Genomic DNA, 26,701 nt, shown 5'->3' on the forward strand with positions numbered 1-26,701 from the left:
ACGATGGCGGGTATGACCGCAATCACACCGGACGCGCTGCTCGCCGAACTCCATAAAGCTGCCGACGTCGTTGCCTCCCAAGCCGGCAAACTCGCCGAAGATGATGTCAAGGCACAGTCATTACTGCCGGGCTGGACGCGGGGGCACGTCCTCGCGCACCTGGCCGGCATTTCGAACGCCATGGCCCGGCAACTTGAATTCGCAGGCCGCGGCGAGACCGTGGAACTGTATGACGGCGGTCAGGAGGGCCGCACCAAGGCCATCGACATGGCCGCCGGCCACACCTTGGCGCAGCACCGGGCGGACCTGGACGCCGCGCTGGCACGCGCCCTGCGGGCTTTCGATAGCCTGGACGCCGGCTCCTGGCAGGTGCCTATTTCCTACCGCGGCGGAGTGGTGCTGGACGGCGGGTTTGCGCTGTGGCGGGAACTCCTGATCCATGCCACCGACCTCGGCACCGGCCGCGGTCCGGAAACCTGGAGCAGGCCCTTCTGTGAGCACCTGTTCGATTTCCTGGCTGCCCGCGTGCCGGAGGGTCAGCGGTTTGTGCTGCAGCCCCTCGGACTTCCGCCGGTGACCATCGGCGCCGGCAACCGGTCCACTGTCATCAACGGCATGCTGACGGACATCGCGGCCTGGCTCGCGGGGCGCGAACCCTCGCTGGGCAGCCTGCGTGCGTCCGCTGCTGCGGACGGTGTGGATCTCCCCGAGCTCCTGCCCTGGCCCTCGGGCGTACCGATCACCAAATAGGGCTGCCGGCCCGCCGTCATCAGCCCTTCCCTGGTCAACGCTGTTCGCGGCCCAGCAGGCTTTCCTTGATGGCGAGGCCCCACCTGAATCCGCCGAGCGTGCCGTCCGTCCGCACCACGCGGTGGCACGGCACGAACAGTGCCGCGGCATTGAAGGCGCAGGCACTCGCCGCGGCGCGGACGGCCTTCGGGTTCCCGGAGAGCTCCGCGTACTCGGTGTAGGTGACCGGCCGGCCGGGGTTCACCGTCCGGAGGACATCCCAGGCATGGCTGCGGAAAGGCCCCGATTTCTGCAGGACCCGCACACGCATGGCGGGCTCCGGATCGCCCGCGTAGAACGCAACGACGGCGTCGGAGATTTCGCCCAGTTCCTGGACCGGGATGTATTCATCAGGCAGCAGTTCGGGATGGATCTGCCCGGTGAGCTCTGCAGCCTGCGCAGTCCAGCCGGATGCCAGCACGGCACCGTCGCGGGCAATGATGGTGAACGGACCGTCCGGGGTGGGCATGGTCAGCAGTTGGGCTTTCATGGCTTTCGCTTCCTGGTTAAGTCGCCTGAGTTAAAACTGTTGGGTTAAATCGCCGGATCATGCGGCAGGGAAGGTGCCTGCCGGTTCGCCTTGGGCCTGGGGTTCATGGCGGCCGCACGCCAGAGGTGCATCGTGGCATAGGAACGCCAGGGGCTCACTTCGGAGAAGTCCGGTGTGCGCCGGCCGGGAAGCCAGCCGTCCGTCCCTGCGTCAGCACTGCCGGCGGCGAGGGCGAGGATGCCGTTGCGCACCGCGGCGTCGTTGGCCAGGAACACGTCCGGCGCCCCGATCACGCGCATGGCCACGTACCCCGCGGTCCAGGGTCCCACCCCGGGCAGCGGCAGCAGTTTGGCGTGCAGGCCGGCGAAGTCGTCGCCGTAGCCGAAATCGAGGTCCCCGGCGGCCATCATGCCGGCGGCGGCGCGGACGGAGTCGATCCGCCGCTGCGGACCACGCAGCAGGCCGTACCCCTCGTCGGCGATCCGGGCGGCAGTGGGGAAGAGCCGATGGAGGCCGTCCCCCGGTACCAGGCTCTCGCTGCCGCAGGCCGACAACTGGGTGAGGGCGGTCCGGGCGGGCGCGACGGTTATCTGCTGGCCTATCAAGGCACGGACCAGCAACTCCTGCGGATCCAGGGCCCCCGGCATCCGGATGCCCGGGACGGCGCGGACCGCCGGTGCCAGCCGCGGATCGGCTTCCAACGCACTGTCCATGGCCACCGGGTCGGCGTCGAGGTCCAGCAGCCGCCGGACCCTGCTCAGCAGTGACGGCAGGTCCCGGAGGTCCACGGCACCGATGGTGAGGACAAGTGGCCGCTCCGGCGCGCCGGCGTCGTACTCAACGCTAAAGCGGGCATCCGCGTGGGGGAGCCGCAAGGTCCTCGCATAAGAGGTTGCTGTGCCGGCCTCGATCCCGGGAATGGACCGCACGGCCAGGAAATCGAAGATGCCAGGATCGAACGGCTCACGATAAGGAAGGTTCAGCGTCAGCGCCGTAGTCGCGGCCGGCGTCGGGTGGTGGCGGGCGGTGCCGCGGAGCGCCGTCGGAGTCATGTCGAAGACTTCGCCGATGGTTTCGTTGAACTGGCGGACGCTGCTGAACCCGGCGGCGAATGCCACGTCTGCAAGCTTCATCTGTGTGGACACCAGCAGCGTCCGGGCAGTCTGTGCCCTGCTGGCCCGTGCCAGTGACAGCGGACCGGCGCCCAGTTCGTGGCTGAGGATCCGGTTGAGCTGCCGCGAGGAGTAGCCTAGCCGCGAGGCGAGTCCCTCCACTCCGTCGCGGTTGATCACCCCGTCATTAATGAGCCGCATGGCCCGGCCCGCGATGTCGGACCGGAGGTTCCAGGCCGGCGTCCCCGGGACGGCCTCCGGCAGGCAGCGCTTGCAGGCGCGGTATCCGGCGTCGTGGGCCGCAGCAGAGGTTTCATAGAACGTGACGTTCTCCGCTTTAGGCGTCCGGGCAGGACATGAAGGCCGGCAATAAATCCCCGTGGTCCGGACAGCGGTGTAGAACTGCCCGTCGAAACGGGTGTCGCGGGCATCGATCGCCCGGTAGCGCTGCCAGAAGTCCATGGCTCCATCCTGTCAGCTCGGCGCACCCGGGGGCTAGCGGAAATCGGACATGGGCGTAGGGCATCATTTGGCAGCGGCTGTTTGTTAAAGTCGATGCATGAGCTCCAGCCCGCCGCGCACCGGACGTGAACACGCCGTGCGGCAGGTGCTGTCCGGGGACGCCCGGCACGTGGCGCCCCTGATGCTTGGGGCTGTGCTCACCTATGACAGCCCGGAGGGGGTGGTTTCGGTGCGCATCACCGAAGTGGAGGCCTACCTTGGCCCGCACGACTCCCAGCACCCGGACCCCGGTTCGCACACCTTCCGCGGACAGACGGGACGCAACAAGCCCATGTTCGGACCCGCCGGGCACTTGTACGTCTACTTCACCTACGGGATGCACTACTGCGCCAACATTGTGTGCGGACCGCCCGGGACAGCCTCTGCCCTGCTCCTGCGCGGCGGGGAAATCGTGGGTGGCGAGGAACTGGCGCGCACCAGGCGCCCGACGTCGAAATCCGCAAAGGACCTGGCCAGCGGGCCTGCCCGGCTCGCCATGGCGCTGGGATTGACGACGGCGGACAGCGGGCGGGACGCCCTGGACGACCCGTTCAGGCTGGAACTGCCGGTGGCACGCGCACGCGAGATCAGCACCGGTCCGCGCGTGGGGGTCTCGGGGGCGGGCGGCAGCCATGCTTATCCATGGCGGTACTGGCTCACCGGCGATCCCACGGTGTCGCGCTATAAGGCCGCGAAGGCCCGCCCGGATCGTGAAGAATAGCCGCCACCGGCATAGGGTAGATGCGTGAATCAAAGCGAGCCCGGCCAAGCCAGAAGAAGCGTTCCAGTGGACCAGCTGATCAACAGCCTCTGCGCCACGGTGCCGGACTACCCCAAGCCCGGAATCATCTTCAAGGACCTGACGCCCGTCTTTGCCAACGGCGCAGCGCTCCGCGCTGTTGTGGACGCACTTGTGGAGCCGTTCAAAGGGCAGTTCGACGCCGTAGCCGGGGTGGAGGCCCGAGGCTTCCTGCTGGCCGCCGCTGCCGCCTACGCCACGAACACGGGTGTGATCACCGTGCGCAAAGCCGGAAAACTCCCCCGGAAGGTGGTCGCGGAGGATTATGCGCTGGAGTACGGCACTGCGACACTCGAGCTGCACACCACGGACCTGCCGGCCGGAAGCCGGGTGCTGATTCTCGACGACGTCCTTGCCACGGGCGGCACGCTCGGCGCCGCCGCACGCCTGTTTGAGCGCTGCGGAGTGCATGTTTCGGGAGTGGGCGTGGTCATGGAACTGGGCGAGCTGCGCGGCCGATCCGCCCTGAGCGGCCATCGCGTGCGCTCGCTCATCCGGACCTAGCGTGCGTTCATCAAAATGGTTGTAGAATGGACGGTCTGTCTTTTGCGATAGGGGAAAGTCTCGATGCTCGACGCTGATTTGGCCCATGAACGGGACTATGTTGCCGGACTGTATGCCCGCCTTGATGAGCTGCGCGAGGAAAAGCGCACTCAACTTGCCCAGGTCCGCCGTGCCGGTGCCGTGGGAACCATGCAAAATGTTTCCGAACGGGATGCCTTCGCGGCCCTCTATGAGGACCGCCTTGCCCAGCTGGACGCTGTGGATGACCGGCTGGTCTTTGGCCGCCTCGACCTGGATTCCGGGGAGGCCCAGTACATCGGCCGCATCGGCCTGACCACCGATGACCTCCAACGGCTCATGGTCGACTGGCGCGCGCCCGAAGCCGGGCACTTCTACCAGGCCACGGCCTTCGACCGCCAGGGCGTACGCCGCCGCCGCCACCTGATCCTGCAGGGCCGCGAGGTCAAGGCCATTGAAGACGACGTCCTCGACGCCGGCATGCTGGCCGACAATGAATCGCTGCAGGGGGAGGGCGCGCTGCTGGCCGCCCTAAACTCCAAGCGCACCGGACGCATGTCGGACATCGTCGGCACCATCCAGTCGGAGCAGGACAGGATCATCCGCTCCTCCATCTCCGGAGCCGTCGTCGTCCAGGGCGGGCCCGGAACGGGCAAAACGGCCGTTGCGCTGCACCGCGCCGCGTACCTCCTCTATACGCACCGCGACCGGCTCAAGACCGCCGGCGTGCTCTTGGTGGGGCCCTCGTCCTCATTCATGAAGTACATCGAGCGCGTCCTGCCGTCACTCGGCGAAACGGGCGTGGTCATGGCGAGCGTGGGCCGGCTGATGCCCGGAATCAACGCCGTTCCCGAACAGGAAGCGGACGTCGCCGCCATCAAGGGCAGGCTGGATATGGCCGAGGTGGTTGCCAATGCCGTTTCCAACCGGCAGCGAATTCCGGCCGAGAACCGGATCCTCGAAGTGGACGGCCGCAAGCTGGTCCTGACACCCCGCCAGGTTCGCCGGGCCCGGGAAAAGGCCCGCGCCACCCACAAGCCGCACAACGAGGCACGCCTGACGTTTGTGAAAATCCTGCTCCGCGAACTGACCGAGCAGATGACCGAGCTCGTCGAGGCCGGCAGCATCGGCAACAACGCGGACCGTTCGTATCTGGCCGAGGACGTCCGCACAGCACGCGATGTCCGGATCGCACTGAATCTCTGCTGGATGCCGATGACCCCGGAAAAGCTCATCTCCGAGCTGTTCGGCAAGCCTGCCATCCTGGAAGCGTGCACCCCCCACCTGACCGAGGCTGAACGCGCGCTGCTGGCCCGCCCCATAGACAGTCCCTGGACCGAGGCCGACGTGCCGCTGCTGGACGAGGCTGCCGAGCTGCTGGGTGAGCTTGACCCCGCGGCCGGCCGCGGACTGGCCCAGCAGGAGCACGACCGCGCCCGGGACATCGCCAACGCCAAGCAGACCCTGGTGAACATGGAAACCGCCGGGGTGGACGTGCTGATGACCGCCGAGGAACTCGTCGACCAGAACCAGGAACGCGAAGCGCGGCTCACCGCGGCGGAACGGGCCACCAGCGACCGCACCTGGGCGTTCGGGCACATTGTTGTCGACGAGGCCCAGGAACTGTCGCCGATGCAGTGGCGCCTGCTGGTCCGGCGCTGCCCGCTGAAGTCGTTCACGATTGTCGGCGACATCGCCCAGACGAGTTCCGTGGCCGGGGCCAAGTCTTGGCAGAGCGCGCTGGAGCCGATGTTCGGCGACCGCTGGCAGCTTGAGGAACTCACCGTCAACTACCGCACGCCGTCGCAGATCGCGGAGGCGGCGGCCCGGATGGCCACTGCCGCCGGACTGGTGATTTCGGCCCCCAAGGCCGTCCGCGAAGGACGCTGGTCGCCGATCATTGACCGCGTGGAGGACGGGGCAGTCGTCAGCCGGCTCGTCGAGGTCCTTCCGGATGAGCTGGACGCGCTCGACGGCGGCCTGCTTGCGGTGATTGCCGACGGCGAGCTCCTGCCGCAAGCCTCCACGGCCCTGCGCGCCGCCTACGGCCGACGCGTCGGCAGCGGCGCAGGCAGCTACGAGCAGGACATCGTCGTTATCAGCCCCCGGGAAGCCAAGGGCCTCGAGTTCGACGGCGTTGTGGTGCTGGAGCCTTCCATGATGCTCAACCAGGAGCATGGGCGGGTGGGCGACCTGTACGTTGCCATGACCCGGCCTACCCAGCGGCTGCGGCTCATCGCTGCCGCCCCGGTGCCCGCAGGCATCGAACGCTGATCCCCGGCTGCAGGAGGACCGGATCATCCCGGCCTCCTGCCGGCCGGCGGCGCTGTCACGCAGCGCTGGCGACCGGCCAATCCTGCTAACTTAGATCACGTGTCCCAACTAAATGATCTCGAGTCCCAGCAGAACGATCCGACCTTCGCCAACATCTGGCAGGAGCTCAACTGGCGCGGCCTGGTCCACGTGTCCACCGATGAAGTGGAACTGGAAAAGCTGCTCGCCGGGGACCCGATCACCTATTACTGCGGCTTCGACCCCACTGCGCCCAGCCTGCACCTGGGCAATCTCGTGCAGTTGCTCCTCATGCGCCGGCTCCAACTGGCCGGGCACAAGCCACTGGGCCTGGTTGGTGGGTCGACCGGCCTGATCGGTGATCCGAGGCCGACGGCGGAACGCACCTTGAACACCAAGGACACCGTTTCCGAATGGGTCGGATACCTCCAGGCACAGGTCCGCCGCTTCCTGAGCTTTGACGGCGAAAACGCCGCAAGGATGGTCAACAACCTGGACTGGACCGCTCCCTTGAGCGCCATCGATTTCCTGCGCGAGATCGGAAAGCATTTCCGCGTTGGTACCATGCTCCGCAAGGACGCCGTCGCCTCCCGCCTCAGCTCGGATGAAGGCATCAGCTACACCGAGTTCAGCTACCAGATCCTGCAGGGCATGGATTACCTCCAGCTCTTCCGTGACTACGGTTGCGTGCTGGAAACCGGCGGCTCCGACCAGTGGGGCAACCTCACCAGCGGCACCGAACTCATCCGCAAGGTTGAGGGCAAGCACGTGCACGCGCTGGGCACGCCGCTCATCACCAATTCGGACGGCACCAAATTCGGTAAGAGCGAAGGCAACGCCATCTGGCTGGATCCGGAGATGTGCAGCCCGTACGCGTTCTACCAGTTCTGGCTGAACACGGCCGACGCCGATGTTGCGGCGAGGCTCAAGGTGTTCACGTTCCTCACCCGCGCCGAAATCGAAGCCTTGGAAGTTTCGATCGCGGAACGTCCCTTTGCCCGCGAAGGCCAGCGCCGGCTTGCGTTCGAAGTGACCTCCCTGGTCCATGGCGTGGAAGCAACGGAAAAGGTCATCGCGGCATCCGCTGCTCTGTTCGGCGGCGGGGACCTTGCGGCGCTGGACGAACGGACCCTGACGGCTGCCACCGCCGAGCTGCCCTCGGCCCGTGTTGCCGCTGATGGTCTTGGCATCGTGGATCTGCTCGTGGCCTCCGGGCTCTCGGACAGCAAATCGGCTGCCCGCCGGACCGTGGGCGAAGGCGGTGCCTATGTCAACAACACCAAGGTGACCGATCCTGAGGCGGTCATTCCGGGCAGTGAACTTCTGCACGGGCGCTACCTGCTCCTGCGCCGCGGGAAGAAGAACCTGGCAACCGTGGAAGTGTCGGCGTCCTAGGAACACGGTTTTCTGGCAACCATATGCACGCTCCTTTCCGGCCGATTTGCACGGCCGGGGAGGAGCGTGTAATGTTTTCTGAGTCGCCGCCGCTGAGTGGTGACAAACCCCCTATAAGTGAGAAGCAATTCTTCATGCGCAAGGCGCAGAAATGAAAAATTGCTTCGCGTTTTGCTGGGCGGATTCGCTCTACCAAGTGAATTTCGGAAGAATATCCGGATTTGCAAAGTGGAAATGAATGAAATAAGCTAGAAACATCGCAGCGAAGAAATAATAACAAAGAATTCACTGGAATTCAAATATTGTTTGAAAAGTATTCGAATGTGTCTGTTGTTTGAGAACTCAATAGTGTGCCAAGTTTGTTGATACCAATTTATTGTATTGAATTGGTTGAATTTGCCGGATTGTCCACCCCGTGGATGGTTTGGTGTTTTTAGCTGGTTTCAAATTTTGTGCAGCCTGGTTCCGCGTTTTCCCGTGGTGCCTGGTTGTGTCTGTTTTTGTTTTACTTCAACGGAGAGTTTGATCCTGGCTCAGGATGAACGCTGGCGGCGTGCTTAACACATGCAAGTCGAACGATGATCCCAGCTTGCTGGGGGATTAGTGGCGAACGGGTGAGTAACACGTGAGTAACCTGCCCTTAACTCTGGGATAAGCCTGGGAAACTGGGTCTAATACCGGATATGACTCCTCATCGCATGGTGGGGGGTGGAAAGCTTTTTGTGGTTTTGGATGGACTCGCGGCCTATCAGCTTGTTGGTGAGGTAATGGCTCACCAAGGCGACGACGGGTAGCCGGCCTGAGAGGGTGACCGGCCACACTGGGACTGAGACACGGCCCAGACTCCTACGGGAGGCAGCAGTGGGGAATATTGCACAATGGGCGAAAGCCTGATGCAGCGACGCCGCGTGAGGGATGACGGCCTTCGGGTTGTAAACCTCTTTCAGTAGGGAAGAAGCGAAAGTGACGGTACCTGCAGAAGAAGCGCCGGCTAACTACGTGCCAGCAGCCGCGGTAATACGTAGGGCGCAAGCGTTATCCGGAATTATTGGGCGTAAAGAGCTCGTAGGCGGTTTGTCGCGTCTGCCGTGAAAGTCCGGGGCTCAACTCCGGATCTGCGGTGGGTACGGGCAGACTAGAGTGATGTAGGGGAGACTGGAATTCCTGGTGTAGCGGTGAAATGCGCAGATATCAGGAGGAACACCGATGGCGAAGGCAGGTCTCTGGGCATTAACTGACGCTGAGGAGCGAAAGCATGGGGAGCGAACAGGATTAGATACCCTGGTAGTCCATGCCGTAAACGTTGGGCACTAGGTGTGGGGGACATTCCACGTTTTCCGCGCCGTAGCTAACGCATTAAGTGCCCCGCCTGGGGAGTACGGCCGCAAGGCTAAAACTCAAAGGAATTGACGGGGGCCCGCACAAGCGGCGGAGCATGCGGATTAATTCGATGCAACGCGAAGAACCTTACCAAGGCTTGACATGGGCCGGACCGGGCTGGAAACAGTCCTTCCCCTTTGGGGCCGGTTCACAGGTGGTGCATGGTTGTCGTCAGCTCGTGTCGTGAGATGTTGGGTTAAGTCCCGCAACGAGCGCAACCCTCGTTCCATGTTGCCAGCGCGTAATGGCGGGGACTCATGGGAGACTGCCGGGGTCAACTCGGAGGAAGGTGGGGACGACGTCAAATCATCATGCCCCTTATGTCTTGGGCTTCACGCATGCTACAATGGCCGGTACAAAGGGTTGCGATACTGTGAGGTGGAGCTAATCCCAAAAAGCCGGTCTCAGTTCGGATTGGGGTCTGCAACTCGACCCCATGAAGTCGGAGTCGCTAGTAATCGCAGATCAGCAACGCTGCGGTGAATACGTTCCCGGGCCTTGTACACACCGCCCGTCAAGTCACGAAAGTTGGTAACACCCGAAGCCGGTGGCCTAACCCCTTGTGGGAGGGAGCTGTCGAAGGTGGGACTGGCGATTGGGACTAAGTCGTAACAAGGTAGCCGTACCGGAAGGTGCGGCTGGATCACCTCCTTTCTAAGGAGCACCTACAGCAACCTCACCCCGTGTATGCGGGTGTGGTGGTGTTGTCAGGAAGTTGCCCGTTGCGCAGACGCAAGTTCTGCGGCGGGTGCTCACGGGTGGAATATCAACAAATAGCGGCCGCTGGTTCTTTCCCTTTGTCTAGTACGGATGTCCTTGCTGTGAGTAATTGCAGTGAGTGTGTCCTGGAACGGTGCGGGGAGGGTAACGGGCGGTTTAGTGTTTGGCACACTGTTGGGTCCTGAGGCAACAGGGCCATGGTTTTCCCTTTGCGGGGTTGATCGTGGTACTTGTTTGTTTCTGGTTTCCTGGCTGCACCGATCACACGGTTTGTTCTTCCTTCGGGAGGGGTGGTGTGTGGGGTGTGTGGTACGGGGTTGTTGTTTGAGAACTACATAGTGGACGCGAGCATCTTTTATAAGAAGCAATTTCCAAGAATATGAACCTGGATCTGTTGTGCTGTCTTTCGGGATGGTGCAGTGGTTTTCGTGGTTCTCTCGAAAATTAGCGTTTTTGATCTTTTGTGGTCAAGTTTTTAAGAGCACACGGTGGATGCCTTGGCATTAGGAGCCGAAGAAGGACGTAGGAATCTGCGATAAGCCTGGGGGAGTCGATAACCGGACTGTGATCCCAGGGTGTCCGAATGGGGAAACCCCGCCAGGGGCGCGAGTTGCCTGGTGACCCGCATCTGAACACATAGGGTGCGTGGAGGGAACGCGGGGAAGTGAAACATCTCAGTACCCGCAGGAAGAGAAAACAATAGTGATTCCGTTAGTAGTGGCGAGCGAACGCGGATCAGGCTAAACCGTTCCATGTGTGATAGCCGGCGGGCGTTGCATGGTCGGGGTTGTGGGACTTTCCGTATCAGTTCTGCCGGACTGGTGAGGTGTGATGTGCAGGCATAGGTGAACGGTCTTGAAAGGCCGGCCAGAGAGGGTGTGAGCCCCGTAACCGTAATGTTGTGTACCGCCTGGAGAGTATCCCAAGTAGCACGGGGCCCGAGAAATCCCGTGCGAATCTGTCAGGACCACCTGATAAGCCTAAATACTCCCTAATGACCGATAGCGGACCAGTACCGTGAGGGAAAGGTGAAAAGTACCCCGGGAGGGGAGTGAAACAGTACCTGAAACCGTGTGCTTACAATCCGTCGGAGCCAGTCTGATTCTGGTGACGGCGTGCCTTTTGAAGAATGAGCCTGCGAGTTAGTGTTACGTCGCGAGGTTAACCCGTGTGGGGCAGCCGTAGCGAAAGCGAGTCTGAATAGGGCGTTGCAGTGGCGTGATCTAGACCCGAAGCGAAGTGATCTACCCATGGCCAGGTTGAAGCGACGGTAAGACGTCGTGGAGGACCGAACCCACTTCAGTTGAAAATGGAGGGGATGAGCTGTGGGTAGGGGTGAAAGGCCAATCAAACTTCGTGATAGCTGGTTCTCCCCGAAATGCATTTAGGTGCAGCGTTGCGTGTTTCTTACCGGAGGTAGAGCTACTGGATGGCTAATGGGCCCTACAAGGTTACTGACGTCAGCCAAACTCCGAATGCCGGTAAGTGAGAGCGCAGCAGTGAGACTGTGGGGGATAAGCTTCATAGTCGAGAGGGAAACAGCCCAGACCACCAACTAAGGCCCCTAAGCGTGTGCTAAGTGGGAAAGGATGTGGAGTTGCGAAGACAACCAGGAGGTTGGCTTAGAAGCAGCCATCCTTAAAAGAGTGCGTAATAGCTCACTGGTCAAGTGATTCCGCGCCGACAATGTAGCGGGGCTCAAGTACACCGCCGAAGTTGTGGCATTCACATTTTATCCAAGCCTTTGTGGTTCAGGAGTGTGGATGGGTAGGGGAGCGTCGTGTGGGCAGTGAAGTCGCGGTGTAAACCAGCGGTGGAGCCTACACGAGTGAGAATGCAGGCATGAGTAGCGAAAGACGGGTGAGAAACCCGTCCGCCGAATGATCAAGGGTTCCAGGGTCAAGCTAATCTGCCCTGGGTAAGTCGGGACCTAAGGCGAGGCCGACAGGCGTAGTCGATGGACAACGGGTTGATATTCCCGTACCGGCGAAAAACCGCCCATGCTGAACAGGGGATACTAACTGCCCGAGACCTGCCCGATCACCCTTGTGGTGTGAGGGTTTTGGTGGAGCGCGGGACCTGATCCTGGGAGGTAAGCGTATTAACAGGTGTGACGCAGGAAGGTAGCCGAGCCGGGCGATGGTTGTCCCGGTCCAAGGATGTAGGGCGAACGGTAGGCAAATCCGCTGTTCATGATGCCTGAGACCTGACGGGACCCCCGTAGGGGGGGATTCGGTGATCCTATGCTGCCTAGAAAAGCATCGACGCGAGGTTTTAGCCGCCCGTACCCCAAACCGACACAGGTGATCAGGTAGAGAATACTAAGGCGATCGAGAGAATTATGGTTAAGGAACTCGGCAAAATGCCCCCGTAACTTCGGGAGAAGGGGGGCCCCAACCTTGAACACCACACGCTGGTGGGAGGGGATCGGGGCCGCAGAGACCAGGGGGAAGCGACTGTTTACTAAAAACACAGGTCCGTGCGAAGTCGCAAGACGATGTATACGGACTGACTCCTGCCCGGTGCTGGAAGGTTAAGAGGACCGGTTAGCCGCAAGGCGAAGCTGAGAATTTAAGCCCCAGTAAACGGCGGTGGTAACTATAACCATCCTAAGGTAGCGAAATTCCTTGTCGGGTAAGTTCCGACCTGCACGAATGGAGTAACGACTTCCCCGCTGTCTCAACCATAAACTCGGCGAAATTGCAGTACGAGTAAAGATGCTCGTTACGCGCAGCAGGACGGAAAGACCCCGAGACCTTTACTATAGTTTGGTATTGGTGTTCGGAGTGGCTTGTGTAGGATAGGTGGGAGACGTTGAAGCCCGGACGCCAGTTCGGGTGGAGTCATCGTTGAAATACCACTCTGGTCACTTTGGACATCTAACTTCGGCCCGTAATCCGGGTCAGGGACAGTGCCTGATGGGTAGTTTAACTGGGGCGGTTGCCTCCTAAAAAGTAACGGAGGCGCCCAAAGGTTCCCTCAGCCTGGTTGGCAATCAGGTGTCGAGTGTAAGTGCACAAGGGAGCTTGACTGTGAGAGAGACATCTCGAGCAGGGACGAAAGTCGGGACTAGTGATCCGGCGGTACATTGTGGAATGGCCGTCGCTCAACGGATAAAAGGTACCTCGGGGATAACAGGCTGATCTTGCCCAAGAGTCCATATCGACGGCATGGTTTGGCACCTCGATGTCGGCTCGTCGCATCCTGGGGCTGGAGTAGGTCCCAAGGGTTGGGCTGTTCGCCCATTAAAGCGGTACGCGAGCTGGGTTTAGAACGTCGTGAGACAGTTCGGTCCCTATCCGCTGCGCGCGCAGGAAATTTGAGAAGGGCTGTCCTTAGTACGAGAGGACCGGGACGGACGAACCTCTGGTGTGTCAGTTGTACTGCCAAGTGCACCGCTGATTAGCTACGTTCGGATGGGATAACCGCTGAAAGCATCTAAGCGGGAAGCTCGCTTCGAGATGAGATTTCCATACACCTTGTGTGTGAGAGGCCCCCAGCCAGACCACTGGGTTGATAGGCCGGATGTGGAAGCGAGGACTAACGACTCGTGAAGCTGACCGGTACTAATAGGCCGATAACTTACACCACACACCACCCCCGCAAACCGTTCAAAAGAGGTTTGCACCCAGGGGTGGTAAAAAGAAAACAAGACTGCTTGCGTCCACTATGTGGTTCCCAAACAACAAACCCGTTGCTTTGGCGAACCGACAACTAAATAACAACACCACAATGTTGTAACCACATTTTTCCCACCCCCCAGGGCACACAACCGACGGGGGAACGGGTAACAGGGTTACGGCGGTCATAGCGTGGGGGAAACGCCCGGTCCCATTCCGAACCCGGAAGCTAAGACCCACAGCGCCGATGGTACTGCACCCGGGAGGGTGTGGGAGAGTAGGTCACCGCCGGAACATCATTCAGGTCGAGAGCCTCCAAACACCCGTTTGGAGGCTCTCCCGCTTTAACCACCCAAAACCCCCACCCCACCCTCACACCCTCTCTCACATCCGGCACCCCTTTTGCCGGATCCTCTCTCAGTACCCGCACCCAATGCCGGATCCTCTCTCAGTACCCGCACCTTTTCGACGGACCCTCTCGCACCCGGCCCGGGACCCGGCACACCCCACCCGGCACACCCCCCGTCGAACACCCACCCCCGGGAACTGAGATAGCGCCCGGGGAAACCCGGCAGCAACTGCGAGAGCGCCCGGGGAGGCACTCAAGCTGTGCCGGCTGGCCCTGGACCTTCGGACGACCATAGCTTCAGGTTGCCCGATACCGGGTTGGATTCTGTGGTCCTGTGAGGCTTGCCACGAGAGCGGCCGGTAGGGCTAGGGTAGTTAGTTCGTGGGCGGGGACTCGCCTAGAATTACATGAGATGTACGGACTTGGAAGCGCTTTATTTCGGGTTGCGTAGGATAACGAAACACGGATAAGAGCGGCTGCGATTGCGCCAGTGGTCGGCTCACAACAGGAGGAATCCAACATGGCTGAGCACAACGGCGGAAATCGAAGCGGCAAGGACCGCGGTAGCTACGGAGGCGGCCGGCCTTCGGGCGGAGGACCTTTCCGGGCCTCAAATAATTCGGGCGGGGACCCCCGCGGGTTCCGCTCCAAGGACGACCAGGGTGATCGTCCGTCGCGTGAGGGCGGCGGGGAACGCCGCAGTTTCGGTGCCGGTGGTGACCGTGACCGTAAGCCGTTTGGTGATCGTCCGCGCCGTGAGGGCGACGGCGAGCGTCGGAGCTTTGGTGCCGGTGCCGGTGACCGTGACCGTAAGCCGTTTGGTGATCGTCCGCGCCGTGAGGGCGACGGCGAGCGTCGGAGCTTTGGTGCCGGTGCCGGTGACCGTGACCGTAAGCCGTTTGGTGATCGTCCGCGCCGTGAGGGCGACGGCGAGCGTCGGAGCTTTGGTGCCGGTGCCGGTGACCGTGATCGTAAGCCGTTTGGCGCCGGTGGTGAGCGTGACCGTAAGCCGTTTGGTGATCGTCCGCGCCGTGAGGGCGACGGCGAGCGTCGGAGCTTTGGTGCCGGTGACCGTGATCGTAAGCCGTTCGGTGCCGGCGATCGTGACCGTAAGCCGTTTGGTGACCGTCCGCGCCGTGAGGGCGACGGCGAACGTCGCAGCTTTGGTGCCGGTGCCGGCGACCGTGATCGTAAGCCGTTCGGTGCCGGCGATCGTGATCGCAAGCCGTTTGGTGACCGTCCGCGCCGTGAGGGCGACGGCGAACGTCGCAGCTTTGGCGGCGGAGACAACCGCAAGCCTTTCGGTGACCGCCAGGAGCGAGCGCCCCGGAGCTATGACCGAGGCGAATCAGGCCCGCGCGACTTCGGACGCGACCGACCCGAGGACCGTCCCGCCCGCGTACCCAACGCCCGCGACCTGCGCAGCGCCAACCGACCGGACCGTGAGCGTTCTCCCCAGATCGACGACGATGTCACGGGCCAGGAGCTGGACCGCGCCACCAAGCACGAGATCAAGACCCTCGAACCAAAGAGCGCGGAGTGGGTGGCACGCCACCTGGTGATGGCAGGCCGCCTCATCGACGAAGAGCCGGAACTCGCCTTCCAGCACGCACTGGCAGCCAGCCGCCGCGGCGGACGCCTGTCTGCAGTCCGCGAGGCAGTGGGCCTGACCGCCTACGCCGCGGGACACTACGGCGAAGCCCTGCGCGAGTTCCGCACCTACCGCCGGATCAGTGGTTCCAACGTGCACCTGCCCGTCATGGCCGACTGCGAACGCGGGCTGGGACGCCCGGACCGTGCCCTGGATGTGGCACGCTCCGAGGAAGCCAACGACCTGGACGCCCCGGGCAAGGTTGAACTGGCCATCGTGGCTGCCGGTGCCCGCACGGACCTCGGCCAGTTGGATGCGGCTGTTGCCGAACTTGAAATCGCCCAACTGGACATCAACCGCGCTTTCTCCTACAGCCCGCGGCTCTTCCGCGCCTACGCGGACGCTCTCGCGGCTGTGGGCCGTACTGAGGAATCCGCCAAGTGGCAGCGCCAGGCGGTTGTCGCGGAAAACGCACTCGGTCTCGGTGCAGACGAGGAGCCGGACATCATCGACCTCGGATGGGACGAGGAAGAAGAAGCCCGCGAGGAGGAAGCACGCCGCCGCCTGCTTGCGCAGCAGAAGGCCGACAGCACACCCGCCCCGGCGCCCGGGGTCCGCGACGACAGCGAGTCGGCCGTCGTCGAGGCTGCAGCATCGGACGCGGCCGCATCAGAAGCAGCTGCCTTGGACGAAGGCTCCGATGACGCCGAGGGCGACTACTTTGAGTCCGACGACGCTGAATCCGACCAAGACTCCGTGGAGACGGACGAACTCGAGGAAGATGAACTCGTAGAGGGCTCCTTCGGAGACGAAACCCACGATGTCGGCGATGCGGACGACGCACAGCCTGGCCGCGAAAGGGAATAACTGCGCATGAGCGGTGCTTCATTGATTTCGAGGTTCGACGCCCTGCTGTCAGACCTTGACGGAGTTGTTTACGCCGGACCCCACGCCATCCCCGGCGCGGTAGAGGCTTTGCGGCAGCTCGCCGGAATCGACGTCGGGCTTGGCTACGTCACCAACAACGCGTCCCGGACGCCCGCGCAGGTGGCTGCCCACTTGCGTGAGCTTGGAGCGCCGGCAGACGACGAGCAGGTGGTCAGTTCCTCGCAGGCTGCCGGCGAGCTGCTGGCGGGCCTCCTTCCGGCCGGCGCGCGGGTCCTGGTGACAGGGAGCCCGGCGCTGGCGCATGAGGTGGAACTGGTGGGACTGACACCCGTCCGCAGCGCCCAGGACAATCCGGTGGCGGTGGTCCAGGGGTTCAACCCCGAGATCGGCTGGAAAGACCTCGCCGAAGCCTCGTACGTCATAGCCGGCGGGGCCCTCTGGGTTGCCACCAACACGGACATGTCCATCCCGCAGGCCCGCGGCATCGCTCCGGGGAACGGGACCCTGGTGGCGGCCGTTGCGGCGGCCACCGGGCAGAGGCCGCTGGTGGCCGGAAAGCCCGAGGCGCCGCTGTTCCGCACCGCCGCCAGGCGGCTCACGTCCGACCGGCCCCTCGTAGTGGGCGACAGGCTGGACACCGACATCCTCGGCGGGAACAATGCCGGGTTCGCCACCGTGGCAGTGCTCACCGGCGTCGACACCCGGGAGTCGATCCTCGCGGCCCGGACGGCGGAACGGCCGGACTACCTGATCAATGACCTCAGCGATCTGTACCGCCCGTACCCGGCCGTGGAAGAGCACGACGGCGGCGCGTTCCGTTGCGGTGCGTCCTCCGCCGTCGTGCGGGGTGAAGCCGTCCGCGTCACCGGGGTTCCGGAGGACCTGGACTCGTGGCGTGCGGCCTGCTCGGCGTGGTGGACGGCCAATCCGGACGCAGACGCTGCCCTGGCCCCAACGGTCGAGTGGCTGACGCGCTGAGCCGACTCATTAGACTGGGAACATGACTGAGCTGAACAACTTACCGGAAGCCGGCAACGGCGAGGGCCCGGTCGGGGACGCTTCAGTTGACGCTGTGCTGGCACGCCTGGACAACCTCCAGGCGCTGTCCGTCGAACAGCACGCGGAGGCATACGCGACCCTTCACGATGCACTGCTGGACGCATTGAACGAGGACAATCCGTCGGCTGCGGGTGACGCCTGAGGATGGCAAGGCTTGACCAAATGCTCGTCACCCGGGGACTGGCGCGATCCCGCACGCACGCGGCGCGCCTGATTGCCGAAGGCAAAGTCAGCTCAGACGGCGCAGTGCTGGCCAAAGCATCCCATCAGGTGGACGAGCTCACGCCCCTTGATATCGCCGACGACGGCCAGGACAGCTACGTGAGCCGGGCCGGCCACAAACTCGCCGGAGCACTCGACGCCTTCCCGGACGTCACTGCGGATGGAAAGCGCTGCCTGGACGCCGGCGCCTCCACCGGGGGTTTCACAGAGGTCCTGCTCAGGCGTGGAGCTGACCACGTGGTGGCGGTCGACGTCGGACACGGCCAACTGGTTCCCCAGCTCAGGAACGACCCCCGCGTCTCGGTGCACGAAGGCCTGAACGTGCGCTACATGACTCCGGACTCGATCGGCGGCCCCGCAGCGCTGACGGTCGCTGACCTGTCGTTCATCTCGCTGACCCTGGTCATGGTTCCGCTGGCGGCATGCACGCATCCCGGCGGCGACCTGGTCCTGATGGTCAAGCCCCAGTTCGAGATCGGCAAGGACCGGCTGGGCCGCACCGGCGTGGTGAATTCCGAGCGTGAACGCCGGATGGCGGTGGAAAAAGTCGCCAATGCGGCACTGGACGCAGGGCTGGAATTGCACGGTCTCGCGGCGAGCCCTTTGCCAGGCCAGGACGGAAACGTCGAATACTTCCTGTGGATAAGGCGAAGGATGACCCCGGACTTGCCTAAGATCGAAGAGCGGGACGCAGCCGTTGCTGCGTTGCTCGGAACAATCTGGCCGAACCACTAGAAAGCGGAACCCGATGAGCAGGCGTGTACTGGTCCTTGCCCACACCGGCCGCGAGGAATCACTGAAGGCTGCCTGGGAGGCGTGCATCCAACTGCACGCCTCAGGCATTGTTCCAGTGATGCAAAAATCAGAACTTGAAGACATGGAGGGGTTTTTCGGCCGGCTCGAGGACCCCGTGGAAATCCTCCACGACCACATCCAGCTCCCCGACGTGGAGCTGGTCATGGTCCTCGGCGGCGACGGCACCATCCTCCGCGCCGCCGAGCTGGTCAGGGAAGTGAACGTCCCGCTGCTCGGCGTCAATCTGGGCCATGTGGGGTTCCTTGCCGAGAGCGAGCGGGCCGACCTGGCACAGACCGTTGAATGGATCGCCAGCCGCGACTACACGGTGGAAGAACGGATGACCATCGACGTCCAGGTCTGGGTCCGCGGACAAAAGATCTGGCACACGTGGGCCCTGAACGAGGCCGCCATCGAAAAAGGCAACCGGGAACGGATGCTGGAGGTGGTCACCGAGGTGGATGAGCGGCCGCTGACATCGTTCGGCTGCGACGGCGTGGTCCTGGCCACGCCCACCGGGTCGACCGCCTATGCCTTCTCCGCAGGCGGCCCGGTGGTTTGGCCGGAAGTGGAAGCCCTGGTGATAGTCCCCATCAGCGCCCACGCGCTGTTCGCCAAGCCGCTGGTGGTCTCCCCGCGGTCCAGGCTGGCCGTAGAGGTCCTGAACCGGACGGACGCCCAGGGAGTCTTGTGGTGTGACGGGCGCCGTTCCGTGGACCTGCCGCCGGGCGCCCGCGTGGAGGTGACCCGCTCTGCCACCCCGGTGCGGCTTGCACGGACGCACCAGACCCCGTTTTCGGCGAGGCTGGTCCGCAAGTTCCAGCTGCCCATCCATGGCTGGCGAGGCCCCATGCCGCAATCCGAGTCCGTCCATACCGGGCCCGTACCCATCATCCGTACCCCCAGGCCGATGGCGCCGCCTGCGGGTCCCCGGCACGCCGGGACGTCCGAGACTGATCCGACGACTGCGAAGTGAATCATGCTTGAAGAACTGAGAATCCGCGACCTCGGCGTCATCACCGACGCAACCCTCCCGCTGGGCCCGGGCCTCAGCGTGGTGACCGGCGAAACCGGCGCCGGCAAGACCATGGTGGTCACCGCCGTCGGACTCCTCCTGGGTGCCCGCTCCGACGCGGGCGCCGTGCGCAGCGGGGCGAAGAGCGCGTCGGCGGAAGCCGTCCTCAAGCTCGACGCCGGCCACGTGGCCGTGGCGCGTGCGCTGGAGGCCGGTGCCGAGGTGGAGGAGTTCGACGGCGGCGCTGAACTGATCCTTGCCCGCCGCCTGGGTGCGGATGGACGCAGCCGTGCCTACCTCGGCGGCCGCGCCGCCCCGGTGGGGGTCCTCGCGGAGATTGGCGAAACTCTGGTGGTGGTCCACGGCCAGTCGGACCAGATCAGGCTGAAGGGGGCGCTTGCGCAGCGCGGTGCCCTGGACAAGTTTGCCGGCGACGCCCTGGCCGATCCGCTGGGCACGTACCAGGCTCTTTACAGCCACTGGAAGTCCATCCAGACGGAGCTGGACACCCTGCGCAGCGCTGCCCGGGACAGGCTGCGGGAGGCGGAATCACTGGAGATCGCCCTCGCTGAGATCGACGACGTGGACCCGCAGCCGGGCGAGGACGAGTCGCTCAAGGCCGAGGCCGTGAAACTGGCCAACGTGGAAGAACTCAGGATTGCGGCAAATACCGCGCACCAGGCGCTCATCGCCGAGGACTACGGTGACGAGGGTGACGCCACCACCCTGGTGGACGCGGCAAAACGGACCCTGGAACATGTGGCCGAGCATGACGCCGAACTCGGCTCGGCGGCCGCACGCCTCGCCGAGGTGGGCTTCCTGCTGAACGACATCGCAACGGAACTGGCGAGCTACCAGGCCGGCCTGGACTCGGAAGGCCCGGAGCGGCTGGCGGAAATCGAGGACCGGCGGGCCTCTTTGGCCAAACTGGTCCGCAAGTATGCCCCCAGCATCGATGAGGTCCTGGTGTGGGCGGAGAATGCGCGTGTCCGGTTCGACGAACTGCAGGACGACTCCACCAGGATCGAGGCGCTGGATGCGGAAGTCGTCCGGACCGAGACTGAGCTCAAGAAGCAGGCCGCGGCCATCAGCAAAATCCGGGGCAAGGCCGCGAAGGACCTCTCGGCACGGGTCAGCGCCGAACTGAAGGCCCTGGCGATGGCTGACGCGACCCTGGTGATCACCATCGAGCCGGCCGCCCAGCTGATGCCATACGGCGGGGATGAGATCTCGTTCCTGCTCCAGCCTCACTCCGGTGCGCCGGCCCGGCCGCTGGGCAAGGGCGCTTCCGGGGGCGAGCTTTCCCGGGTGATGCTGGCCATCGAAGTGGTGCTCGCCGCAGTGGACCCGGTGCCCACCTTTGTGTTCGACGAGGTCGACGCCGGCGTGGGCGGGCGGGCCGCCGTCGAGATCGGCCGCCGGCTGGCCATGCTGGCACAACATGTGCAGGTCCTTGTGGTCACGCACCTGCCGCAGGTCGCCGCGTTCGCGGACCAGCACATCACCGTCACCAAGACCTCGGTCAGGGGCGCCGACGGCGGCACGGCCACCGGTTTCACGTCCAGTGATGTGCGGCTGCTCGACGGCCCCGAGAGGGTCAAGGAGCTCGCCCGGATGCTGGCCGGCCAGGAAGACTCCGAAACCGCGCAGGCCCACGCCCAGGAGCTGCTGGACGACGCCAAGCTGCTGCCGCAGCGGGCCTGAGTGATACTGCGAGAACCGTCACACCGTCCGGTCCGACGTCGGGCGGTCCAGGCCGAACTCCCCGCTAAACCCCGCGCCAAGCCTTGATCTGGACGGGGCGGCGGGGGAGACTGAGGCATTTGGGAATCCGATTTGCGACCCGTGGAAGGCTCAAATGATGATAGGCTCGAATTCCGTGGTGCAGCGATCAAATTCCCGTGTAAATTCCCGGTTCCCGGGCTCGTCCAAGACGACCAAACACATCTTCGTCACCGGCGGTGTGGCGTCCTCGCTAGGCAAGGGACTGACGGCTTCGAGCCTCGGCCACCTGCTGCGGGCACGCGGTTTGTCTGTAACTATGCAGAAGCTCGATCCCTACCTGAACGTGGATCCGGGCACGATGAACCCCTTCCAGCACGGCGAAGTCTTCGTGACTGACGACGGTGCTGAGACCGACCTGGACGTGGGCCACTACGAGCGCTTCCTCGATGAAAACCTCGAGGGTTCGGCGAACGTCACCACCGGCCAGGTCTACTCCACGGTGATCGCCAAGGAGCGCCGCGGCGAATACCTCGGCGACACCGTCCAGGTCATCCCGCACATCACCGATGAGATCAAGCGCCGGATGCGGCTTCCTGCCGAAGGCAAGAACGCGCCGGACGTCATCATCACGGAGATCGGCGGAACCGTCGGCGACATCGAGTCGCAGCCCTTCCTCGAGTCCGCACGCCAGGTCCGCCAGGACATCGGCCGCGGCAACGTCTTCTTCCTGCACGTGTCCCTGGTCCCGTACATCGGACCGTCCCAGGAACTGAAGACCAAGCCCACGCAGCACTCCGTTGCCGCACTGCGCTCTATCGGCATTCAGCCCGAGGCGATCGTGATCCGTTCGGACCGCGAAGTCCCCCAGGCCATGCGCGACAAGATCGGCCGCATGTGCGACGTCGACATCGACGCCGTGATCGGCTGCCCGGACGCCCCGAGCATCTACGACATCCCCAAGACCCTGCACTCCCAGGGCCTGGACTCCTACATCGTCCGTGCGCTGGACCTGCCGTTCAAGGATGTTGACTGGACCAGCTGGGACAAGCTGCTCGAAGCGGTCCACAACCCCAAGCACGAGGTGGAAATCGCCCTGGTGGGCAAGTACATCGACCTGCCGGACGCCTACCTCTCCGTCACCGAAGCCCTGCGCGCCGGCGGTTTCGCCAACGACACCAAGGTGAAGATCCGCTGGGTCCCCTCGGACGAATGCGAAACACACGAAGGCGCCGTCAACTCCCTGGACGGCGTGGACGCCATCTGCGTGCCCGGCGGCTTCGGAATCCGCGGCCTCGAAGGCAAGCTGGGTGCCCTCAAGTTCGCCCGCGAAACCAAGCTGCCGGTCCTGGGCCTGTGCCTGGGCCTCCAGTGCATGGTCATCGAGTACGCCCGGAACGTAGTGGGCCTTGAAGGCGCATCGTCCAGCGAGTTCGAACCCGACTCCAAGTACCCGGTGATTGCCACCATGGAGGAGCAGCTGGACATCGTTGACGGTAAGGGCGACCTCGGCGGCACCATGCGCCTTGGCCTTTACGAAGCCAAGCTCGACGCAGGCTCTGTTATCGCGGAGACCTACGGCACCACCAAAGTGAGCGAACGGCACCGCCACCGCTACGAAGTCAACAACAAGTACCGCGACCAGATTGCGTCGAAGGGGCTCGTGTTCTCCGGAACGTCCCCCGACGGCAAGCTGGTGGAGTACGTGGAGCTTCCCCGCGAAGTCCACCCGTACTACGTGGCCACCCAGGCGCACCCCGAGCTGAGCTCCCGCCCCACCCGGCCGCATCCGCTGTTTGCCGGTCTGGTCAAGGCCGCGCTGGACCACCAGAAGGGCGGGGACAACCTTCCTGCCGCCACGGGTGTGGAAACAAACGGCGCGGCAGCACCCGCCGAGGCCGGCGGTTCCGCCCGCAAGGTCTCCGCCAAGTAGTCACCAACTAAATCAAAGGACGGCGCGATGCCCGGTATGCCTGAAACCCCCAATGCTGCACGGCAGGTTTCGGATGCGCCGAGCCCGCGCCGTCTTTTGTCCTCCCGGAAGGTATACGAAGGCCGCATCTGGGACGTTGTCAGCGACAGCTTCCAGCTCAGCGAACACGGCGACGAACTGGTGCGTGACTACATCGACCACCCGGGGGCCGTGGCAGTCCTGCCGATGAACGCAGCCGGTGAGGTGCTGCTGATGAAGCAGTACCGGCATCCCGTCGGCATGGACTTGTGGGAGATCCCTGCCGGGCTGCTGGACATTGAGGGCGAAGACTTCGTTGTGGGCGCCGCCCGGGAGCTCGCCGAGGAAGCGGACCTGGCAGCCGGAACCTGGAACGTGCTGGTGGATTTCTTCAACTCACCGGGGTCCTCGAGCGAAGCGATCCGCATCTACCTCGCCCGGGACCTGCGCGAGGTGCCTGATCACGAACTCCACGTCCGCACGGACGAGGAAGCGGAGATCGAACTGCACTGGACGCCGCTGGAGGAAGCCGTGTCGGCCGTCCTGGAGGGCAGGTTGCACAACCCGTCCGCCGTCGTCGGCGTCCTCGCGGCTGCGGCCGCCCGCGCGGACGGCTTCGAGCACCTGCGTCCGGCCAATGCACCTTGGCCCGCCCATCCCAGCCAGCGTTGATGAGCAGCACCGTCACTCCCGCACCGGACCGTGCCGGTGCCGAAGAGACACGCGCCGGGTCCGGGGCGGAACGTCCTGTACGGCCCCGCAACGACATAGACCGCGCCGTGGGGGACTACCTCCAGCACATGGGCGTGGAGCGGGGACTCGCAGCAAACACGCTGTCCGCTTACCGCCGGGACCTGTCCCGCTATGCAAACTACCTCGCCGCGTGCGGTCCTGCCCGCCCGGCCGACGTCACGCGGCGGCACGTCACCGGTTTTGTCCAGGCATTGTCCGACGGCTCCGACGGCGGAACAGCCCTCGGGGTCAGGTCCGCTGCGCGAACAGTCGTGGCGGTCCGCGGCCTGCACAAGTTCTGGGCGCTGGAAGGGATTACGACGGCGGATCCCGCCAGCGATGTCCACCCGCCGATGCCCGGCAAGCGGCTGCCCAAGGCCATCAGCGTCGATGAAGTCACCAGGATCCTCGAAGCGGCCGGCACCGACACGGCAACAGGCCTGAGGGACCGGGCCCTGCTGGAGTTCCTCTATTCCACCGGCGCCCGCATCAGTGAGGCAGTCGGCCTGGATGTCGACGACATCTCGCTGCAATCAGAGCAGGACGGCCCGGCCATCGTCCGGCTGTTCGGCAAGGGCTCCAAGGAGCGCCTGGTGCCGCTGGGTTCCTACGGCGCACGTGCCCTCGACGCCTACCTGGTGCGCGGCAGGCCACTGCTCGCAGCCAAGGGCAAAGGGACGCCGGCGCTGTTCCTGAACGCCCGCGGCGGCCGGATCAGCAGGCAGAGCGCCTGGACCATCCTCAAGGCTGCGGCGGATAAAGCCAACATCACCAAGGACGTGTCCCCCCACACCCTCCGCCACTCCTTCGCCACGCACCTGCTCGAAGGCGGGGCGGACGTCAGGGTGGTCCAGGAACTCCTGGGCCACGCCTCAGTCACCACCACGCAGGTTTACACGCTGGTGACGGCCGATACGTTGCGGGAGATCTACGCCGCGGCCCACCCCCGTGCACTCGGCTGACCTCTCAGGTCAACACAGCTAGGCTGTTCCACATGACGTCAACCCCCGTGACCCTGTGCTTCCTGCTCCGGGATCGACCTGGCGGCGGAACTGAGGTGCTGCTCGGCCTGAAGAAGACCGGCTTCGGCAGAGGCAAGATCGTGGGGCTGGGCGGCCATGTGGAGCCGGGGGAGAGCCACGCCCAGGCCGCCTGCCGGGAAGTGCAGGAAGAGTCCGGTGTCGTGGTGCTCGAGCAGGACCTGCGCCCCGCCGGTGTGGTGGAGTTCGTTTTCCCCCACCGCCCGGAATGGAACATGCACACCACCATGTTCACCACGCGCCGGTGGCACGGCGATCCGGCAGAAAGTCCGGAGATCGCGCCCGAATGGTTTGACGCGCTGTCGCTGCCCGTGGACCGCATGTGGCAGGACGCGGACCACTGGCTGCCGCCTGTATTGGAAGGCGGGATCGTGAACATCGTGGTCACGCTCAACGCCGACAACGAGACGGTGTCTTCTTCCGTGAGCATCCTGCGGAACCTGTAGGAGGGAAGTACGACGGCGGCCCGGTCACCTGTGAATCCAAAGGTGACCGGGCCGCCGTCGTACGCACGGTCAAACTACGAAAGGTGCCGCTCCTCCACGCCGTTGTACTCGCTCAACGGACGGATCAGGGAATTTGATTCCAGCTGCTCCATGATGTGCGCAGTCCAGCCGGTGATGCGGCTGGCGACGAACAGGGGAGTGAAGGTATCGGTGTCGAAGCCCATGAGGTGGTACGTGGGGCCGGTGGGATAGTCGAGGTTCGGCTTGATGCCCTTGGCCTCGTCCATTGCGGTCTCCAGCCCGTTATAAAGGCCCAGGAGTTCGGGACGGCCGTAGTGGGCAATCATCTTGTCCAGCGCGGCCTTCATGGTGGGCACCCGCGAATCGCCGTGCTTGTAGACGCGGTGGCCGAAGCCCATGACCTTCTTCTTCTGGGCCAGGGCGTCCTCCATCCAGGCCTTTGCCCGGACGGCGGCGTCCTCCAGGGATTCCTCCGGCCGGATGCCGATCTCGTCGAAGGTGTGCATCACTGCTTCGTTGGCACCGCCGTGGAGCGCGCCCTTGAGGGCACCGATGGCGCCGGTCACGGCCGAGTGTAGATCCGACAGCGTGGACGTGATCACGCGGGCCGTGAACGTGGAGGCGTTGAAAGAGTGCTCGGCGTACAAAATCATTGAGACATTGAATGCGTCGACTACTTCGGGGACGGCCTCCTCGCCAAACGTCATCCAGAGGAAGTTTGCGTCGTAGCCCAGGTCATCGCGGGGCTCCACCAAGTCCTGGCCATGCCGGCGGCGCTGGTCGTAGGCCACGACGGCCGGCATCGCGGCGAACAGGTCGATGGCCTTCTTCATGTTGGCTTCGCGCGACGCATCCTCCGCGAGCGGATGCCGGGCGCCCATGACCGACGCCGCCGTCCGGCAGACATCCATCGGGTGGGAGGTGGTGGGGAGCGCGTCGATGACCTGCTTGACCACCGGATCCAGACGCCGCCCGGCCCGTTCCATTGCCGTGAACTCGGCCAGCTGTTCCGGCGTGGGCAGCTCGCCGTTCCAGAGCAGGTAGGCCACTTCCTCGAAGCTGCACCTGGCAGCGAGTTCCTGAACCGGATAGCCGCGGTACAGCAGCGAGTTGGTGTCCGGGTTGACCTTGGAAACCGCGGTGTAGTCCACCACGACGCCGGCGAGGCCCTTTTTGATCTCATTTTCAGCCATGCTGAAACTCCTTCGTTCCTAATGCTGTGGTGCCGGCCGAAACCGGAAGTCCGGGAT

At 64.0% G+C, this 26,701-nt stretch carries 18 protein-coding genes and 3 rRNA genes; 18 read left to right on the plus strand and 3 right to left on the minus strand.

Going from position 1 to position 26,701, the window contains the following annotated elements; translation table 11 throughout:
• Positions 1-12 precede the first annotated feature (12 nt).
• Positions 13-750: a maleylpyruvate isomerase family mycothiol-dependent enzyme gene (locus Q8Z05_RS15295; protein WP_305940454.1), complete on the plus strand. Its 738-nt coding sequence runs from the start codon at positions 13-15 to the stop codon at positions 748-750.
• A 34-nt stretch (positions 751-784) separates the two neighbouring features.
• On the opposite strand, the gene Q8Z05_RS15300 is transcribed toward Q8Z05_RS15295, so the two are convergent.
• Together Q8Z05_RS15300 and Q8Z05_RS15305 are read right to left on the minus strand one after the other, a co-directional pair.
• A complete protein-coding gene (locus Q8Z05_RS15300; protein ID WP_305940455.1) occupies positions 785-1,279 on the minus strand; it encodes a methylated-DNA--[protein]-cysteine S-methyltransferase in 495 nt (164 codons plus the stop codon).
• A gap of 44 nt (positions 1,280-1,323) precedes the next feature.
• A complete protein-coding gene (locus Q8Z05_RS15305; RefSeq protein WP_305940456.1) occupies positions 1,324-2,853 on the minus strand; it encodes a DNA-3-methyladenine glycosylase 2 family protein in 1,530 nt (509 codons plus the stop codon).
• A gap of 97 nt (positions 2,854-2,950) precedes the next feature.
• On the opposite strand from Q8Z05_RS15305, the gene Q8Z05_RS15310 reads away from it, so the two are divergent.
• From Q8Z05_RS15310 to Q8Z05_RS15390, 17 genes are all read left to right on the plus strand, one after another.
• Positions 2,951-3,613 carry a DNA-3-methyladenine glycosylase gene (locus Q8Z05_RS15310; protein WP_305940457.1) on the plus strand — a complete coding sequence of 221 codons (663 nt, stop codon included), beginning with the start codon at positions 2,951-2,953 and terminating at the stop codon, positions 3,611-3,613.
• 24 nt (positions 3,614-3,637) lie between these two features.
• On the plus strand, positions 3,638-4,195 hold the full coding sequence (locus Q8Z05_RS15315; RefSeq protein WP_305940458.1) for an adenine phosphoribosyltransferase: 558 nt from the start codon (positions 3,638-3,640) through the stop codon (positions 4,193-4,195).
• Positions 4,196-4,258: 63 nt separating this feature from the next.
• Positions 4,259-6,487: a HelD family protein gene (locus Q8Z05_RS15320; protein ID WP_305940459.1), complete on the plus strand. Its 2,229-nt coding sequence runs from the start codon at positions 4,259-4,261 to the stop codon at positions 6,485-6,487.
• Between the two features lie 99 nt (positions 6,488-6,586).
• Entirely contained in the window at positions 6,587-7,900 is a 1,314-nt protein-coding gene (gene tyrS, locus Q8Z05_RS15325; protein WP_305940460.1) for a tyrosine--tRNA ligase, read from the plus strand.
• A gap of 510 nt (positions 7,901-8,410) precedes the next feature.
• Positions 8,411-9,934, plus strand: a 16S ribosomal RNA gene (locus tag Q8Z05_RS15330).
• A gap of 531 nt (positions 9,935-10,465) precedes the next feature.
• Positions 10,466-13,591, plus strand: a 23S ribosomal RNA gene (locus Q8Z05_RS15335).
• A gap of 206 nt (positions 13,592-13,797) precedes the next feature.
• Positions 13,798-13,914 (plus strand): 5S ribosomal RNA (gene rrf, locus Q8Z05_RS15340).
• Together the 16S, 23S and 5S rRNA genes form the textbook arrangement of a ribosomal RNA operon.
• A gap of 575 nt (positions 13,915-14,489) precedes the next feature.
• The gene (locus tag Q8Z05_RS15345) at positions 14,490-16,427 is read left to right on the plus strand and encodes a hypothetical protein (RefSeq protein ID WP_305940461.1); all 1,938 of its coding nucleotides are present in this window, start codon (positions 14,490-14,492) and stop codon (positions 16,425-16,427) included.
• Positions 16,428-16,433: 6 nt separating this feature from the next.
• Entirely contained in the window at positions 16,434-17,426 is a 993-nt protein-coding gene (locus Q8Z05_RS15350; protein ID WP_305940462.1) for an HAD-IIA family hydrolase, read from the plus strand.
• A gap of 22 nt (positions 17,427-17,448) precedes the next feature.
• Entirely contained in the window at positions 17,449-17,649 is a 201-nt protein-coding gene (locus Q8Z05_RS15355) for a hypothetical protein (protein WP_305940463.1), read from the plus strand.
• Between the two features lie 2 nt (positions 17,650-17,651).
• On the plus strand, positions 17,652-18,464 hold the full coding sequence (locus Q8Z05_RS15360) for a TlyA family RNA methyltransferase (RefSeq protein WP_305940464.1): 813 nt from the start codon (positions 17,652-17,654) through the stop codon (positions 18,462-18,464).
• Between the two features lie 13 nt (positions 18,465-18,477).
• The gene (locus Q8Z05_RS15365; RefSeq protein WP_305940465.1) at positions 18,478-19,500 is read left to right on the plus strand and encodes an NAD kinase; all 1,023 of its coding nucleotides are present in this window, start codon (positions 18,478-18,480) and stop codon (positions 19,498-19,500) included.
• 3 nt (positions 19,501-19,503) lie between these two features.
• Complete coding sequence (gene recN, locus Q8Z05_RS15370) at positions 19,504-21,243, plus strand: DNA repair protein RecN (RefSeq protein ID WP_305940466.1); 1,740 nt, start codon at positions 19,504-19,506, stop codon at positions 21,241-21,243.
• A 157-nt stretch (positions 21,244-21,400) separates the two neighbouring features.
• Positions 21,401-23,194, plus strand: a complete 1,794-nt coding sequence (locus Q8Z05_RS15375; RefSeq protein ID WP_305943586.1) for a CTP synthase — start codon at positions 21,401-21,403, stop codon at positions 23,192-23,194.
• 27 nt (positions 23,195-23,221) lie between these two features.
• The gene (locus Q8Z05_RS15380) at positions 23,222-23,884 is read left to right on the plus strand and encodes an NUDIX domain-containing protein (RefSeq protein WP_305940467.1); all 663 of its coding nucleotides are present in this window, start codon (positions 23,222-23,224) and stop codon (positions 23,882-23,884) included.
• Entirely contained in the window at positions 23,884-24,906 is a 1,023-nt protein-coding gene (gene xerD / locus Q8Z05_RS15385; protein ID WP_371745864.1) for a site-specific tyrosine recombinase XerD, read from the plus strand. The genes Q8Z05_RS15380 and xerD overlap by 1 nt, the downstream gene beginning before the upstream one ends.
• A 32-nt stretch (positions 24,907-24,938) precedes the next feature.
• Entirely contained in the window at positions 24,939-25,430 is a 492-nt protein-coding gene (locus Q8Z05_RS15390) for an 8-oxo-dGTP diphosphatase (RefSeq protein WP_305940468.1), read from the plus strand.
• Between the two features lie 74 nt (positions 25,431-25,504).
• Here the strand turns inward: Q8Z05_RS15390 and Q8Z05_RS15395 are convergent, their stop codons facing one another.
• Positions 25,505-26,644 (minus strand): bifunctional 2-methylcitrate synthase/citrate synthase, encoded by a 1,140-nt coding sequence (locus Q8Z05_RS15395; RefSeq protein ID WP_305940469.1) that lies wholly within the window; start codon positions 26,642-26,644, stop codon positions 25,505-25,507.
• Positions 26,645-26,701: the final 57 nt, after the last annotated feature.

This window comes from Arthrobacter oryzae (genome assembly GCF_030718995.1).
GTDB classification, from domain to species: Bacteria; Actinomycetota; Actinomycetes; order Actinomycetales; family Micrococcaceae; genus Arthrobacter; species Arthrobacter oryzae_C.